The sequence below is a fragment of the Homoserinimonas sp. A447 genome (genome assembly GCF_054489325.1).
In genome coordinates, this window is record NZ_JBTMWW010000001.1 from 880,258 (window position 1) to 893,417 (window position 13,160).

The 13,160-nt window shown below is 65.8% G+C and carries 12 protein-coding genes; all 12 read left to right on the top strand.

Features of this window, described 5'->3' with window-relative positions:
• The first annotated feature begins 8 nt into the window (after positions 1-8).
• The 12 genes from ACX3O0_RS04280 (at position 9) to coaBC (ending at position 13,108) form a co-directional block, all read left to right on the top strand.
• A complete protein-coding gene (locus ACX3O0_RS04280; protein ID WP_459093345.1) occupies positions 9-1,034 on the top strand; it encodes an aliphatic sulfonate ABC transporter substrate-binding protein in 1,026 nt (341 codons plus the stop codon).
• A 3-nt stretch (positions 1,035-1,037) separates the two neighbouring features.
• On the top strand, positions 1,038-1,925 hold the full coding sequence (locus ACX3O0_RS04285; protein ID WP_459106899.1) for an ABC transporter permease: 888 nt from the start codon (positions 1,038-1,040) through the stop codon (positions 1,923-1,925).
• Positions 1,926-1,999: 74 nt separating this feature from the next.
• On the top strand, positions 2,000-2,545 hold the full coding sequence (pyrR, locus tag ACX3O0_RS04290) for a bifunctional pyr operon transcriptional regulator/uracil phosphoribosyltransferase PyrR (protein ID WP_459106900.1): 546 nt from the start codon (positions 2,000-2,002) through the stop codon (positions 2,543-2,545).
• Positions 2,542-3,489, top strand: coding sequence for an aspartate carbamoyltransferase catalytic subunit (locus ACX3O0_RS04295; protein ID WP_459093348.1), 948 nt, complete (start codon positions 2,542-2,544; stop codon positions 3,487-3,489). The genes pyrR and ACX3O0_RS04295 overlap by 4 nt, the downstream gene beginning before the upstream one ends.
• A 1-nt stretch (position 3,490) precedes the next feature.
• The gene (locus ACX3O0_RS04300) at positions 3,491-4,825 is read left to right on the top strand and encodes a dihydroorotase (RefSeq protein WP_459093349.1); all 1,335 of its coding nucleotides are present in this window, start codon (positions 3,491-3,493) and stop codon (positions 4,823-4,825) included.
• Entirely contained in the window at positions 4,818-5,366 is a 549-nt protein-coding gene (locus ACX3O0_RS04305) for a PH-like domain-containing protein (protein WP_459106901.1), read from the top strand. Before ACX3O0_RS04300 ends, ACX3O0_RS04305 begins: the two co-directional genes overlap by 8 nt.
• Positions 5,363-6,514: a glutamine-hydrolyzing carbamoyl-phosphate synthase small subunit gene (carA, locus tag ACX3O0_RS04310; RefSeq protein ID WP_459093351.1), complete on the top strand. Its 1,152-nt coding sequence runs from the start codon at positions 5,363-5,365 to the stop codon at positions 6,512-6,514. Before ACX3O0_RS04305 ends, carA begins: the two co-directional genes overlap by 4 nt.
• Positions 6,514-9,819, top strand: coding sequence for a carbamoyl-phosphate synthase large subunit (gene carB, locus ACX3O0_RS04315; protein WP_459106902.1), 3,306 nt, complete (start codon positions 6,514-6,516; stop codon positions 9,817-9,819). Before carA ends, carB begins: the two co-directional genes overlap by 1 nt.
• A complete protein-coding gene (gene pyrF, locus ACX3O0_RS04320) occupies positions 9,812-10,651 on the top strand; it encodes an orotidine-5'-phosphate decarboxylase (protein ID WP_459106903.1) in 840 nt (279 codons plus the stop codon). Before carB ends, pyrF begins: the two co-directional genes overlap by 8 nt.
• A complete protein-coding gene (gmk, locus tag ACX3O0_RS04325) occupies positions 10,639-11,589 on the top strand; it encodes a guanylate kinase (RefSeq protein WP_459106904.1) in 951 nt (316 codons plus the stop codon). The genes pyrF and gmk overlap by 13 nt, the downstream gene beginning before the upstream one ends.
• 19 nt (positions 11,590-11,608) lie before the next feature.
• On the top strand, positions 11,609-11,866 hold the full coding sequence (gene rpoZ, locus ACX3O0_RS04330) for a DNA-directed RNA polymerase subunit omega (RefSeq protein ID WP_459093355.1): 258 nt from the start codon (positions 11,609-11,611) through the stop codon (positions 11,864-11,866).
• A 63-nt stretch (positions 11,867-11,929) separates the two neighbouring features.
• Positions 11,930-13,108, top strand: coding sequence for a bifunctional phosphopantothenoylcysteine decarboxylase/phosphopantothenate--cysteine ligase CoaBC (gene coaBC / locus ACX3O0_RS04335; protein WP_459108444.1), 1,179 nt, complete (start codon positions 11,930-11,932; stop codon positions 13,106-13,108).
• Positions 13,109-13,160: the final 52 nt, after the last annotated feature.

The window sequence follows — 13,160 nt, forward strand, 5'->3', positions numbered from 1 at the left end:
AACGCAGCATGAGAACCAAGACACCCCTGGCCACAGCGGCCATTGCCGCCGCAACCATTCTGGCGCTCAGCGGATGCGTCGCAGGCGAAGGCTCAGCGGCTCTGGGAGACGAAGAAACCAGCGGGAAGTGGTCATCCGACACTCTCAATATCGACTTCGCCACCTACAACCCGCTCAGCCTGGTCATCAAGGAGCGGGGCTGGCTGGAGGAAGAGCTGGACGGCGTCACCGTTACCTGGCTGCAATCGGCCGGCTCGAACAAGGCGAACGAGGCGTTGCGGGCAGGCGCGGTCGATGTTGGGTCCACCGCTGGTTCTGCCGCACTACTGGCGCGGTCGAACGGCTCGCCCATCCAGGTGATCGACATCTACTCTCAACCGGAGTGGGCAGCGATCGTGGTGCCGGAAGGGTCACCGATCGAGTCTGTCGACGACCTGCGAGGCAAGAACATCGCTGCCACCAAGGGCACGGACCCGTACTTCTTCCTGCTCCAGACACTCGAAGAGGCGGGCATCGGGCTGGATGAGGTCACCATCCAGAACCTTCAGCACGCCGACGGGGGAGCAGCACTCCTCTCCGGCGCCGTTGATGCCTGGTCCGGACTGGATCCGATCATGGCGACCGCAGAAGTCGACTCCGGTGCCAAGCTCATCTACCGGAACATCGACTTCAACACCTACGGCTTCCTGAACGCCACGGAGAGCTTCCTGACTGCGTCGCCGGATATCGCCCAGGTGGTTGTCAACGCTTACGAGAAGGCGCGGGAGTGGGCAGCGCAGAATCCGGAGGAGACGGCACAGGTCCTTGCCGACTACTCGGGAGTCACGATCGAGGTCGCCAGGAAAGTGCTCCTGGAGCGCACGAACCTCGACGTCGGAGCGCCGGGTGAGAAGCAGCGCGACGTGCTCGAGATCGTTGGGCCGATCTTCGTGGAGTCCGGTGACGTCGCGAACCAGGCGTTGATCGACGACGCCCTGGACGCGTTGTTCAACGACGGCTTCTTCGCGAAGGCCGACCCGGCCAGGATCGGTTAGCCCATGAGTACCACGACGGATGAACGGCCGGTCCGACTCGAGGATCGAACCCTGCACCACTATGCGTCGGGCTACGGGTATTCGGCCGCTGGCACCGCAGCGGACCCGCTCCCGGCCAAGCAACCGGCGACCCGCCGTGGCGGCAGGGGCTGGGTGATCGGAGGAGGGCTGCTGCTTCCGCTGGCGCTGCTCGGTATCTGGATCCTCATTGCCCATTACGCCTGGGTGCCGGCCTTCCGCCTTCCAGCACCGACCACAGTCTGGCTGGCAGCGACCGACCTTCTCGATCGGGGCCAGCTGGGCATCCACATCGCCATCTCCACCCAGCGCGTGCTGATCGGCTTTGTCCTCGGCGCGGTCGCCGGGCTCGTTCTCGGGTCGGTGGTGGGGCTGTCACGACGGGGCCGCATCCTGCTCGCGCCGACCATTGGCGCGTTCAGGGCGGTGCCATCCCTGGCCTGGGTCCCGTTACTCGTGCTCTACATCGGCATCAATGAAGACTCGAAAGTGACGCTGATCGCGATCGGCGCTCTCTTCCCGGTCTACACGACGGTTGCCGGCGCGCTCAGGCACGTCGATCCGCACCTGGTGGAACTCGGTCAGGCTTACGGGCTGGGGCGGGTCGAGCTGCTCCGCCAGGTGCAGCTCCCCGCTGTGGTGCCGAGCATCGTCTCCGGGCTTCGGCTCGCACTCGCGCAGGCGTGGTTGTTCCTGGTGGCTGCTGAGCTGATTGCGTCCTCGATGGGCCTCGGCTTCCTGCTGGTGGACTCGCAGAACAATGGACGGGTCGATCGCCTGTTCCTGACGATCATCCTGCTCGGGATTCTCGGAAAGACGACGGATGCCCTCATCGGGCTTCTCGAGAAGTACCTGCTGAAGCGCTGGGGGTAGGTTCCGACAGCGGTATGCTTGTCGAAACAGACATCCTTTAAGTTCCGTCCTGTGAGGCGGGGAAGGAGGTCAGGTTGCCCACGCGTATAGTGCTGCAGCAAGCTGATATCTCTCGAGCGTTGACTCGGATCTCCCACGAGATTCTGGAGTCCAATCGGGGCCCCTCCGGGTTGGTGCTGCTGGGTATTCCCACTCGCGGAGTGCACCTGGCCAGGCGCCTGGCCGACCAGTTGGCGCAGTTCTCCGGAGACGACGTGCCCGCCGGTTCGCTGGATGTCACCATGTACCGCGACGACCTCTCGCGCGGCAGGACCCGCACCCCAGCTCCTACCCAGCTCCCGCCCGGCGGCATCGACGGTGCGACGGTTGTTCTGGTCGATGACGTGCTCTACTCGGGCCGCACGATCAGGGCGGCACTGGACGCCCTCGGTGATGTCGGTCGGCCGAAGGCGGTCAGGCTCGCGGTGCTCATCGATCGTGGGCACCGAGAGCTCCCAATCCGCCCGGACTTCGTCGGCAAGAACCTGCCGTCGTCCCACGAGGAGCGGGTGAACGTGCGCCTGGTCGAGGTGGACGGTGAAGACTCGATCACCATCGACAACTTCGAGGGACGCGCATGAGGCACCTGCTGAGCACCAGGGACCTGAGCCGCGACGAGGCGATCGCCATCCTCGATGTCGCAGAGGACATGGCGGATGTCTCGGGCCGGGAGATCAAGAAACTCCCGGCGCTGCGCGGCAAGACCGTGGTCAACCTCTTCTTCGAGGATTCCACCCGTACCCGCATCTCCTTCGAGGCTGCGGCGAAGCGGCTCAGCGCTGACGTCATCAACTTCAGCGCGAAGGGTTCGAGTGTCTCCAAGGGGGAGAGCCTGAAGGACACGGCGCAGACCCTTGCGGCAATGGGCGCGGATGCCGTCGTGGTGCGGCACAACGCGTCCGGAGCCCCCCGGGTGCTGGCCGATGGCGGCTGGATCGATGCGGGCATCGTCAATGCGGGCGACGGAACCCACGAGCACCCGACCCAGGCCCTGCTTGACGCGTTCACCATCCGCCGCCGATTGCACGGAAGTGCTTCGCGAGGCAAGGGGCTGGACGGCACGACGGTCACCATCGTCGGCGACATCCTCCACTCGAGGGTGGCGCGCTCCAACGTCTGGCTGCTGTCAACCATGGGCGCGTCCGTTCGGCTGGTCGCTCCTCCGACTCTCCTGCCGGTCGGCGCCACCAACTGGCCGGTCGAGGTGGGCTACGACCTCGACAGTGCCCTGTCCAGCGCCCCCGACGTCGTCATGATGCTCCGCATCCAGTCCGAGCGGATGCACGCGGCCTTCTTCCCGAACCCGCGGGAGTACGTCAGGCGGTGGGGACTTGACGATGCGCGATTGGCCAGGCTCGGCTCGGATACGATTGTCATGCACCCGGGCCCGATGAACCGAGGTCTCGAAATTTCCTCCGGAGCGGCCGATTCCAGCCTCTCGACAGTGCGGGAACAGGTAACGAACGGGGTAGCGGTGAGGATGGCAGTGCTCTACCTCCTGCTCTCCGGATCGCTGGAGGACTGACATGCGCATCTTGATCACCGGAGCGGCCCTGGCCGACGGAACAACGACAGACATCCTGGTGGCCGACGGGGTCATCGCCGAGCTCGGCTCCAGCCTCAGTACCACCGGCGTCACTCGGATCGACGCTGATGGCCTGATCGCGCTGCCCGGCCTGGTCGACCTCCACACGCACCTGCGGGAACCTGGAGCAGAGCAGAGCGAAACCGTTCTCACCGGCTCACGGGCTGCAGCCATCGGCGGCTTCACTGCGGTACACGCCATGGCCAACACGTTCCCGGTCGCCGACACCGCCGGTGTGGTGGAACAGGTCAAGTCACTGGGCGATTCGGCAGGCTACGTCACGGTTCGCCCGGTCGGCGCTGTCACCGTCGGCCTGATGGGGGAGAGGCTCGCCGAGCTGGGCGCGATGGCGAGTAGCCGCGCGGCGGTTCGCGTGTTCTCCGACGACGGCACGTGCGTCTCAGACGCACTCATGATGCGCCGGGCGCTGGAGTACGTGAAGGCATTCGATGGCGTGATCGCCCAGCACGCCCAGGAGCCGAGGCTTACCGAGGGCGCCCAGATGAACGAGGGAACGCTCTCCGGTGAGCTCGGCCTGGCCGGCTGGCCGGCGGTTGCTGAAGAGGCGATCATCGCCAGGGACGTGCTGCTCGCCCAGCATGTCGGTTCTCGAGTGCACATCTGCCATCTGTCGACCGCGGGGTCGGTCGACGTCATCCGGTGGGCGAAGTCACGCGGGATTGCCGTCACCGCGGAGGTGACGCCACACCATCTGCTGCTTGACGAACAGCTCGTCCAGGGTTACGACGCGACCTACAAGGTGAACCCGCCGCTTCGCCGAGCCGAAGACGTGCAGGCTCTCCGCGAAGGGCTCGCCGACGGCACCATCGACATCATTGCGACCGACCACGCACCGCATCCGCTCGAGGCGAAGGAATGCGAGTGGAGCGCCGCAGCCTTCGGCATGGTGGGGCTCGAGTCTGCGCTGTCCGTGGTGCAGGCGGCGGTCGTCGACACCGGGCACCTGGACTGGACCGGTATCGCCCGGGTGTTCTCGGAAAAGCCGGCGGAAATCGGACGGGTTGCCGGCTACGCGGACGGGTTCACCATCGGTGCGCCGGCCAACCTGACGCTTTACGACCCCACTGTCGGTCGCGAGTTCTCGGCGGCCCTGCTGCGCGGCCGAAGTGTCAACACGCCATTTGCCGGACGCACCCTCCCGGGACGCGTCATGGCGACGATTCACAACGGATACGCCACGGTCCTTGACGGGGAACTCGTTGACGAGGAAACGGTGGCCTCAGCGGCCGTCGCGAACGGAGCTCAGCATGGATAGACCGCTACTCATGGCCATCGTCATCGCCTTCCTTCTGATCCTCCTCGCCTTGATGGTGCTCGGCTGGCGAAAGCGCCAGCGAAGCCAGGCCGCCTTCCCGGCACCGCTTGCACTCCCGGAGAACCCGGGTGCCGAGACGCTGGCCGCTGACGCGTTCTATGTCGCCACCACTGTCGCCGGAGAGCCGCTGAACCGGATTGCCGTCGGAGGTCTCGGCTATCGCGCTCGCGCCACCGTAGGTGTGCTGGAGCACGGCCTTCGGCTGTCCATTCCGGGGCAGCCGGCCATCTACATCCCCGCCGAGAGCATCCGCACCGTCGAGCGGGCCACCTGGGCCATCGACCGGGCTGTGGAACAGGACGGCTTGATCCTGATCCGCTGGGCCCTCGGTGAGACGGCGGATGCTCGGCGCGAGGTCGACAGCTATCTGCGCATCATCGACCCGGCGAACGCCGCACAGTTCTTCAGTTCCGTGCAGCAGCTGCACTCCGGCACCACCCAGACAGCCAGGACCGACCAGACAGGAGGTCGCGCCCAGTGACCACGCTCCACCCAGCAGTTCTCGTCCTCGAAGACGGCACCAGTTACCGCGGCCAGGCGTACGGGGCGATCGGCCAGACCTTCGGCGAGGCGGTATTCGCGACCGGCATGACCGGCTATCAGGAAACCCTCACCGACCCTTCCTACGCCGGCCAGATCGTCGTGATGACGGCTCCGCACATCGGCAACACCGGCGTGAACCAGGAAGACAACGAGTCCGACCGGGTCTGGGTGTCCGGTTTCGTGGTGCGTGACCCGGCGCGGATGGTCTCCAACTATCGGGCAACCGGCAGCCTCGATGACCGCCTGGTGGACGAATCGATCGTGGGCATCAGCGGCATCGACACGCGCGCCGTGGTTCGCAGGCTTCGCGATGCCGGCGTCATGCGCGCCGGCATCTTCTCCGGTGCTGATGCCGACGTGTCACTGGAGTCCCAACTCGAGGCCGTGCGGTCATCAGCCCAGATGACCGGGGCGAACCTGTCGTCGACCGTGTCCACTCGCGAACCGTACGTCGTACCGGCGGAGGGTGAGCGCATCGGAACCGTCGCCGTCCTCGACCTCGGGGTCAAGGCATCCACTCTTCGCTACCTGGCGGTGCGCGGTTTCGACGTGCACGTGGTGCCGCAGACCACGACGGTTGCCGAGTTGCTGGCGCTGAAGCCCACCGCGGTGTTCTACTCCAACGGCCCTGGCGACCCCGGGGCGTCGGACAACCACGTCGAGCTCCTGCAATCCGTGCTGCGCGAGGGGATTCCGTTCTTCGGCATCTGCTTCGGCAACCAGTTGCTCGGCCGTGCGCTCGGATTCGGAACCTACAAGCTCCCGTTCGGCCACCGCGGCATCAACCAGCCGGTGGTCGACCGGTCTACCGGTCGGGTCGAAGTGACCTCGCACAATCACGGCTTCGCGGTCGATGCGCCGATCGGCGAACCGGTCGACTCACCGGCCGGCTTCGGGCGTGTCGAGGTCAGCCACGTGAACCTCAACGACAACGTCGTCGAGGGCCTTCGCGCCCTCGACATACCGGCCTTCTCCGTGCAGTACCACCCGGAGGCGGCTGCAGGGCCGCACGATGCCAACTACCTATTCGATCGATTCAGGGAGATGGTCGTTTCGCACCAGCTCCGGGCCAGTGAGGAAAACTAATGCCGAAGCGCGATGACATTAAATCGGTGCTCGTCATCGGCTCAGGGCCGATCGTCATCGGCCAGGCCTGCGAGTTCGACTACTCCGGAACGCAGGCCTGCCGCGTGCTCCGCGAGGAAGGCGTGCGCGTCATCCTGATCAACTCGAATCCGGCCACCATCATGACCGACCCGGATTTTGCGGACGCCACCTACATCGAACCCATCACCTGGCAGGTGATCGAGTCGATCATCGCCAAGGAGCGGCCGGATGCGATCCTTCCCACCCTGGGCGGCCAGACCGCCCTGAACGCGGCGATCGAGCTTCACGAGAACGGAATCCTGGAGAAGTACGACGTCGAATTGATCGGCGCCAACTTCGAGGCGATCAACAAGGGTGAGGACCGCCAGATCTTCAAGGACCTGGTGCTGGCGTGCGGAGCGGATGTCGCCCGCTCCCACATCGCCCACACTGTCGAGGAGGCGATCGACTTCGCCGAGGACCTCGGCTATCCGTTGGTGATCCGGCCGTCGTTCACCATGGGCGGGCTGGGATCCGGCTTCGCGTACACCCGCGAAGAGCTCGTGCGGATGGTCACCGATGGCCTTCACCAGAGCCCGACCACCGAGGTGCTCCTGGAGGAGTCGATCCTCGGCTGGAAGGAGTACGAACTCGAGCTCATGCGCGACACTTCCGACAACACGGTCGTGGTCTGCTCGATCGAGAACGTCGACCCTGTCGGCGTGCACACCGGTGACTCGATCACCGTCGCGCCTGCCCTCACCCTGACCGACGTCGAATTCCAGAACCTGCGGAACATCGGCATCGACATCATCCGTGCCGTCGGGGTCGATACCGGCGGATGCAACATCCAGTTCGCCATCGACCCGGCGAACGGCCGGGTCATCGTGATTGAGATGAACCCGCGAGTCTCCCGCTCCAGCGCCCTGGCGTCCAAGGCGACCGGCTTCCCGATCGCGAAGATCGCCGCGAAGCTGGCCATCGGCTACCGGCTCGATGAGATCCCGAACGACATCACGCAGGTCACCCCCGCGAGCTTCGAGCCGACACTCGACTACGTGGTGGTGAAGGTGCCGCGCTTCGCCTTCGAAAAGTTCCCGGCGGCAGACCAGCGGCTGACCACCACCATGAAGTCGGTTGGTGAGGCGATGGCGATCGGCCGCAACTACGCGTCCGCCCTCCAGAAGGCGCTGCGCTCCCTGGAGAAGCGGGGTTCGTCATTCCATTGGAACGGTGACTCCCGCACCAAGGCTGAGCTGCTGGAGGTCGCGTCGGTGCCGACCGACGGCCGGATCGTCACCGTGCAGCAGGCGTTGCTGGCCGGCGCGAGTTCCCAGGAGGTTTTCGACGTCACCGGTATCGACCCCTGGTTCATCGACCAGGTCATCCTCATCAACGAGATCGCTGCGACGGTGGCGGATGCTGTCGAGCTCGACTTCGCGACTATGCGGCTTGCCAAGGACCACGGTTTCAGCGACCACCAGCTCGGCGAACTTCGCGGGCTCAGCGAGGCGGACATCCGCAGCATCCGTCACGGTCTGGGGCTTCGACCGGTGTTCAAGACGGTGGACACCTGCGCGGGGGAGTTCCCGGCGCTCACCCCGTACCACTACTCCAGCTACGACCAGGAGACCGAGGTCGTGCCGAGTGAGCGACGCAAGGTGGTCATTCTCGGCTCGGGTCCTAACCGCATCGGCCAGGGTGTCGAATTCGACTACTCCTGTGTGCACGCATCCTTTGCGCTCTCGGATGCCGGCTTCGAGACGGTCATGATCAACTGCAACCCGGAGACGGTCTCAACCGACTACGACACCTCCGATCGGCTCTACTTCGAACCGTTGACCCTGGAAGACGTTCTCGAGGTCATCCATGCCGAAAGTCAGAGCGGCGAATTGGTCGGTGTCGTCGTGCAGCTTGGCGGGCAGACGGCACTCGGCCTGGCCAAAGGGCTGAAGGCTGCCGGGGTGCCCATCCTGGGCACATCGCCTGAGGCCATCGACCTCGCCGAGGAGCGTGGGCTGTTCCAGGGACTCCTCGACGATGCCGGGCTGCTCTCGCCGCGCAACGGCACAGCCATCGACTATGCGGGCGCCGTCGCGGTCGCAGAAGAGATCGGCTACCCGGTGCTGGTGCGTCCGTCATACGTGTTGGGCGGGCGCGGGATGGAGATCGTCTACGACAGCCCGTCACTGGCCGGCTACTTCGAGCGGATGGCCGGACAGGGCATCATCGGGCCGACACATCCGCTGCTGGTCGACCGCTTCCTCGACGATGCGGTGGAGATCGACATCGACGCCCTCTACGACGGCGAGCAGCTGTACGTCGGAGGCGTGATGGAGCACATCGAGGAGGCCGGCATCCATTCCGGCGACTCGAGCTGCACCCTGCCACCGGTCACTCTCGGCCGCGAGGTCATCGACCGCGTCCGTGAGGCCACGCTGGCGATCGCCCAGGGGATCGGCGTGCGAGGCCTGCTGAACGTGCAGTTCGCGATCGGCGCAGGCGTGCTCTACGTGCTCGAGGCGAACCCCCGGGCATCGCGGACGGTTCCCTTCGTCGCGAAGGCGCTGGGCCTCCCCATCGCCAAGGCGGCCGCCCTCATCATGACGGGAACCAGCATCCGCGAACTGATCGACAACGGGATGCTGCCACAGCAGGACGGCTCAGTGGTTCCGATGGACTCGCCGGTTGCGGTCAAGGAGGCCGTGCTGCCGTTCAAGCGCTTCCGCACCAAGGAGGGCCGGATCGTCGACTCAGTGTTGGGGCCGGAGATGCGGTCGACCGGGGAGGTCATGGGCATCGACTCCGACTTCCCGCGGGCATTCGCGAAGAGCCAGGAGGCCGCCTACGTGCGGCTCCCGCAATCGGGTGCGGTATTCGTGTCGGTGGCAGACCGCGACAAGAGGGCGATCATCCTGCCGGTGTTGCGGTTGCAGCAGCTCGGATTCCGCATCCTGGCAACGCTCGGGACAGCAGAGATCCTGAGCCGCAATGGCATCTCGGCGCAGGTCGTTCGCAAGTACGACCAGGGGGAGTCCGCGGTCGAGGGCGAACTGTCGATCGTCGAGTTGATCAACAGCGAACAGGTCGACATCGTGATCAACACGCCCAGCGGCCGGAGTGCGCGTGCCGACGGTTACGAGATCCGGGCGGCCGCAGTCGCTGCGGACCTGCCGTTGTACACGACGATCGCCCAGCTTGGCGCAGCCGTACACTCGATCGAGATCATGCGCGAGGGTTTCGATGTGCGATCGTTGCAGGATTACGCGATCGACCGGGCAGAGAGGCTGGCACTGATTGGCTAGCTTCGGTGACCGTCTGGCGGACAGCTTCGAAAGCTACGGCCAGTTGTGCGTCGGGATCGACCCGCATTCCTGGTTGCTTGAGGAGTGGCGCCTTCCCGATACCGCGATCGGCGCACGGGAGTTCGGGCTGCGCGTCGTAGAAGCAGCGGCCGGGCAGGTCGGTACAGTCAAGCCGCAGGTCGCGTTCTACGAGCGTTTCGGATCGGCCGGCTACAAAGCTCTCGAGGAAGTACTGGCCGCCGCCCGTTCAGCGGGACTGCTGGTCATCGCCGACGTCAAGCGCGGGGACGTCGGAACGAGTGTCGAGGCGTACGGCCAGGCCTGGCTCACTCCCGGCAGTCCGCTGGAGGCCGACGCCATCACGGTGAGCGCGTTCCAGGGAGTGGGTTCCCTCCGCGCTCCGCTGGAACTGGCTGCGCAGCACGGCAAGGGGCTCTTCGTGCTGAGCGCAACCTCGAACCCCGAGGCCGCAGCGCTGCAGCTCGCCAGAACCGCGTCCGGTGAGACTGTTGCCCAGGCGATCGTTCAGGAAGTCGCCGATTGGAACACGACCCATTCACTGGGCCGGCTCGGGTCGGTGGGCGTTGTCGTCGGCGCCACCGTCCAGACATCCGATTACGGCATCGAGTTCGCCTCCGTCGATCCGCTGCCAATCCTCGCCCCCGGATTCGGCCACCAGGGTGCACGCATCGAACAACTGCCCGACCTGTTCGGCGCAGCCGCAGGCTCCGTGCTCGTCACGGTGTCCCGCAGCATCCTCAGCACCGGACCGCAGGGAATCCGTGCCGCCATCTCCCGTGACGCAGCCGAGGTGGTCGCATGCCGCGGATAACGCCTCCAGACGTGGACCGTGCAGCGGCATCACGCGCCGCCGTTGCGGCGCGGCGCGCACGGGCAGCGGTCAAGCGGGACATTGCAACCCACCGACGCACTCCGTTGGAGGTTGCCGAGACCGCCTGGCTGGGGGAGTCGTCGCAGCCCGAAGCGTCACTCCGGGTGCGCGAACTGCTGGGGAGTATTCCGGGGCTGGGTCCGATCCGGGTAGCTCGAGTCATGGAGCAGCTGGGCATCGCCGAGTCCAAGCGGGTCGGCGGGCTCGGCTCCAGGCAGCGCAAGTCCCTTCGCGACTGGCTTACCACCCGGGAGGCCCAGGAGGAGCGTCGTAAGCCATCGCGGCTGGTGGTGCTGGCCGGCCCGACAGCGGTCGGCAAGGGTTCCGTTTCCGGTTACATCCGCGAGAATTTCCCCGGCGTGCACCTGTCTGTCTCCGCGACCACCAGGCGACCGCGTCCCGGCGAGGTGGACGGGGTGAACTACTACTTCGTCACCGACGAAGAGTTCGACAATCTGGAAACGACTGGGCGGATGCTCGAAACGGCGACGGTGCACAACGCCTACCGCTACGGCACTCCGCGTGCACCCATCGAGGAAGCACTCGCCGAGGGCCGGAGCGTGCTCCTGGAGATCGACATCCAGGGTGCACGCTCGGTCAAGCGGGCCATGCCGGAGGCGGTACTGGTCTTCCTGCTTCCGCCGACCTGGGAGGAACTCGTCCGCAGGCTCATCGGTCGAGGCACCGAAGAGGCCGCGGAGCAGGCCCGCCGGCTGGAGACGGCGAAGATCGAGCTCGCGGCGCAGGACGAGTTCGATTACAAGGTCATCAATCACACTGTCAGCGAAGCCGCCCAGGAAGTCGTAGACTTGATGTCCGTGCCCGCACCGGCAGCGTCCGCGCGCCCGGCAACACTCCGCGGCACCGAATCCCACTAGTTTTCAAGGAGCATCCACCATGGTCGAACGTTCACAGGGCATCATCGACCCGCCCATCGACGAACTGCTTTCGAAGGTCGACTCCAAGTACGCGCTGGTCATCTTCGCCTCGAAGCGTGCCCGCCAGATCAACGACTACTACGCCGACCTGCATGAGGGAAGCCTGTTCGACAACGTCGGCCCGCTGGTCGACTCGACCATCGACGACAAGCCCCTGTCGGTCGCGATGCACGAGATCAACGAAGACAAGCTGGTTCTCAAGCCCCTCGCCGAGTAGCGAGCCCAGGTTTCACTCCCATTGTCCGCGATCAGGGACAATGGCTCTGTGAGCACACCAGTCTTGAATATCGTCGTCGGCGTGACCGGCGGGATCGCCGCCTATAAGGCGATCGGCGTCGTCCGTTCGCTGGTGCTCGCCGGGCATGATGTCCACGTCGTTGCCACGGATGCCGCGCTTCGCTTCGTGGGGCGGCCCACCCTTGAGGCCATCAGCCGGAATCCGGTGCACAGCGACCTCTACGAAGGGGTCGCAGAAGTGCGCCACGTGGCCATCGGCCAGGCTGCTGACCTGATCGTCGTTGCGCCGGCGACCGCCAACACGATCGCCAGGATTGCGCACGGACTGGCCGACGACCTTCTCGGGAACACGATCCTCGCCAGCACTGCACCGCTCGTGATCGCGCCGGCGATGCACACCGAGATGTGGGCCAACCCGGCCACAGTGGCGAACATGGCAACGCTTCGCAGCCGGGGAGTCGTGGTGGTCGGGCCGGCCATCGGGCAACTCACCGGGCGGGACTCCGGCCCTGGTCGGATGTCGGAGCCGGACGATGTGGTGTCCGCAGCCCTCGCCGCGGTCCTGGCACAGGATCTGGCCGGCACGCACATCCTGGTCACCGCAGGGGGCACCCGAGAGCCACTGGACCCGGTGCGCTTCATCGGCAACCGCTCCAGCGGCAGGCAAGGCGTTGCGATTGCCGTCGCTGCGGCCGCCAGGGGAGCCGAGGTGACGCTGATCGGCGCGAACCTCGAAGTAGCCGTGCCGGCATCCGTACGCCTGCTACCGGTCAGCTCCACCCGCGAACTCGAGACGGCGGTGAGCGGCGTCGCGCCGAGCGCCGACGTGGTGATCATGGCTGCAGCAGTCGCCGACTATCGGCCGGAGGCGGTTGCCGAGGGCAAGATCAAAAAAGAAGTGACCGGCGACCGCCTGTCGATCAATCTGGTGAAGAACCCGGACATTCTCGCCGGGCTGGTCGCCTCGCGGCAGCCCGGTCAGACCATCATCGGCTTCGGTGCGGAAACCGAGACGGATCCGGAGCGGCTGCTGGAGCTCGGACGCCAGAAGATCGCCAGGAAGGGCTGTGATTACCTCGTCCTCAACACTGTGGGATGGTCGGAGGGGTTTGCCACAGAAGGCAACACGGTCGTCGTGCTCGATGCGGCCGGCGTTATAGTGAGCGAGGCCACCGGGAGCAAGGCGTCGGTGGCTGATCGTATTCTCGACCTGCTCGCGTGAGCGTGCTCCCTCGAACTGCACGACGACCAGGCTCGAACTGACTGAAGGGCCC

What these genes read in the sequence shown, in the direction of transcription:
- ACX3O0_RS04285 (WP_459106899.1), top strand. Translation starts at nt 1,038, where the DNA reads ATGAGTACCACGACGGATGAACGGCCGGTCCGACTCGAGGATCGAACC.
- gmk (WP_459106904.1), top strand. Translation starts at nt 10,639, where the DNA reads ATGCCGCGGATAACGCCTCCAGACGTGGACCGTGCAGCGGCATCACGC.
- carB (WP_459106902.1), top strand. Translation starts at nt 6,514, where the DNA reads ATGCCGAAGCGCGATGACATTAAATCGGTGCTCGTCATCGGCTCAGGG.
- ACX3O0_RS04280 (WP_459093345.1), top strand. Translation starts at nt 9, where the DNA reads ATGAGAACCAAGACACCCCTGGCCACAGCGGCCATTGCCGCCGCAACC.
- ACX3O0_RS04300 (WP_459093349.1), top strand. Translation starts at nt 3,491, where the DNA reads ATGCGCATCTTGATCACCGGAGCGGCCCTGGCCGACGGAACAACGACA.
- ACX3O0_RS04305 (WP_459106901.1), top strand. Translation starts at nt 4,818, where the DNA reads ATGGATAGACCGCTACTCATGGCCATCGTCATCGCCTTCCTTCTGATC.
- rpoZ (WP_459093355.1), top strand. Translation starts at nt 11,609, where the DNA reads ATGGTCGAACGTTCACAGGGCATCATCGACCCGCCCATCGACGAACTG.
- ACX3O0_RS04295 (WP_459093348.1), top strand. Translation starts at nt 2,542, where the DNA reads ATGAGGCACCTGCTGAGCACCAGGGACCTGAGCCGCGACGAGGCGATC.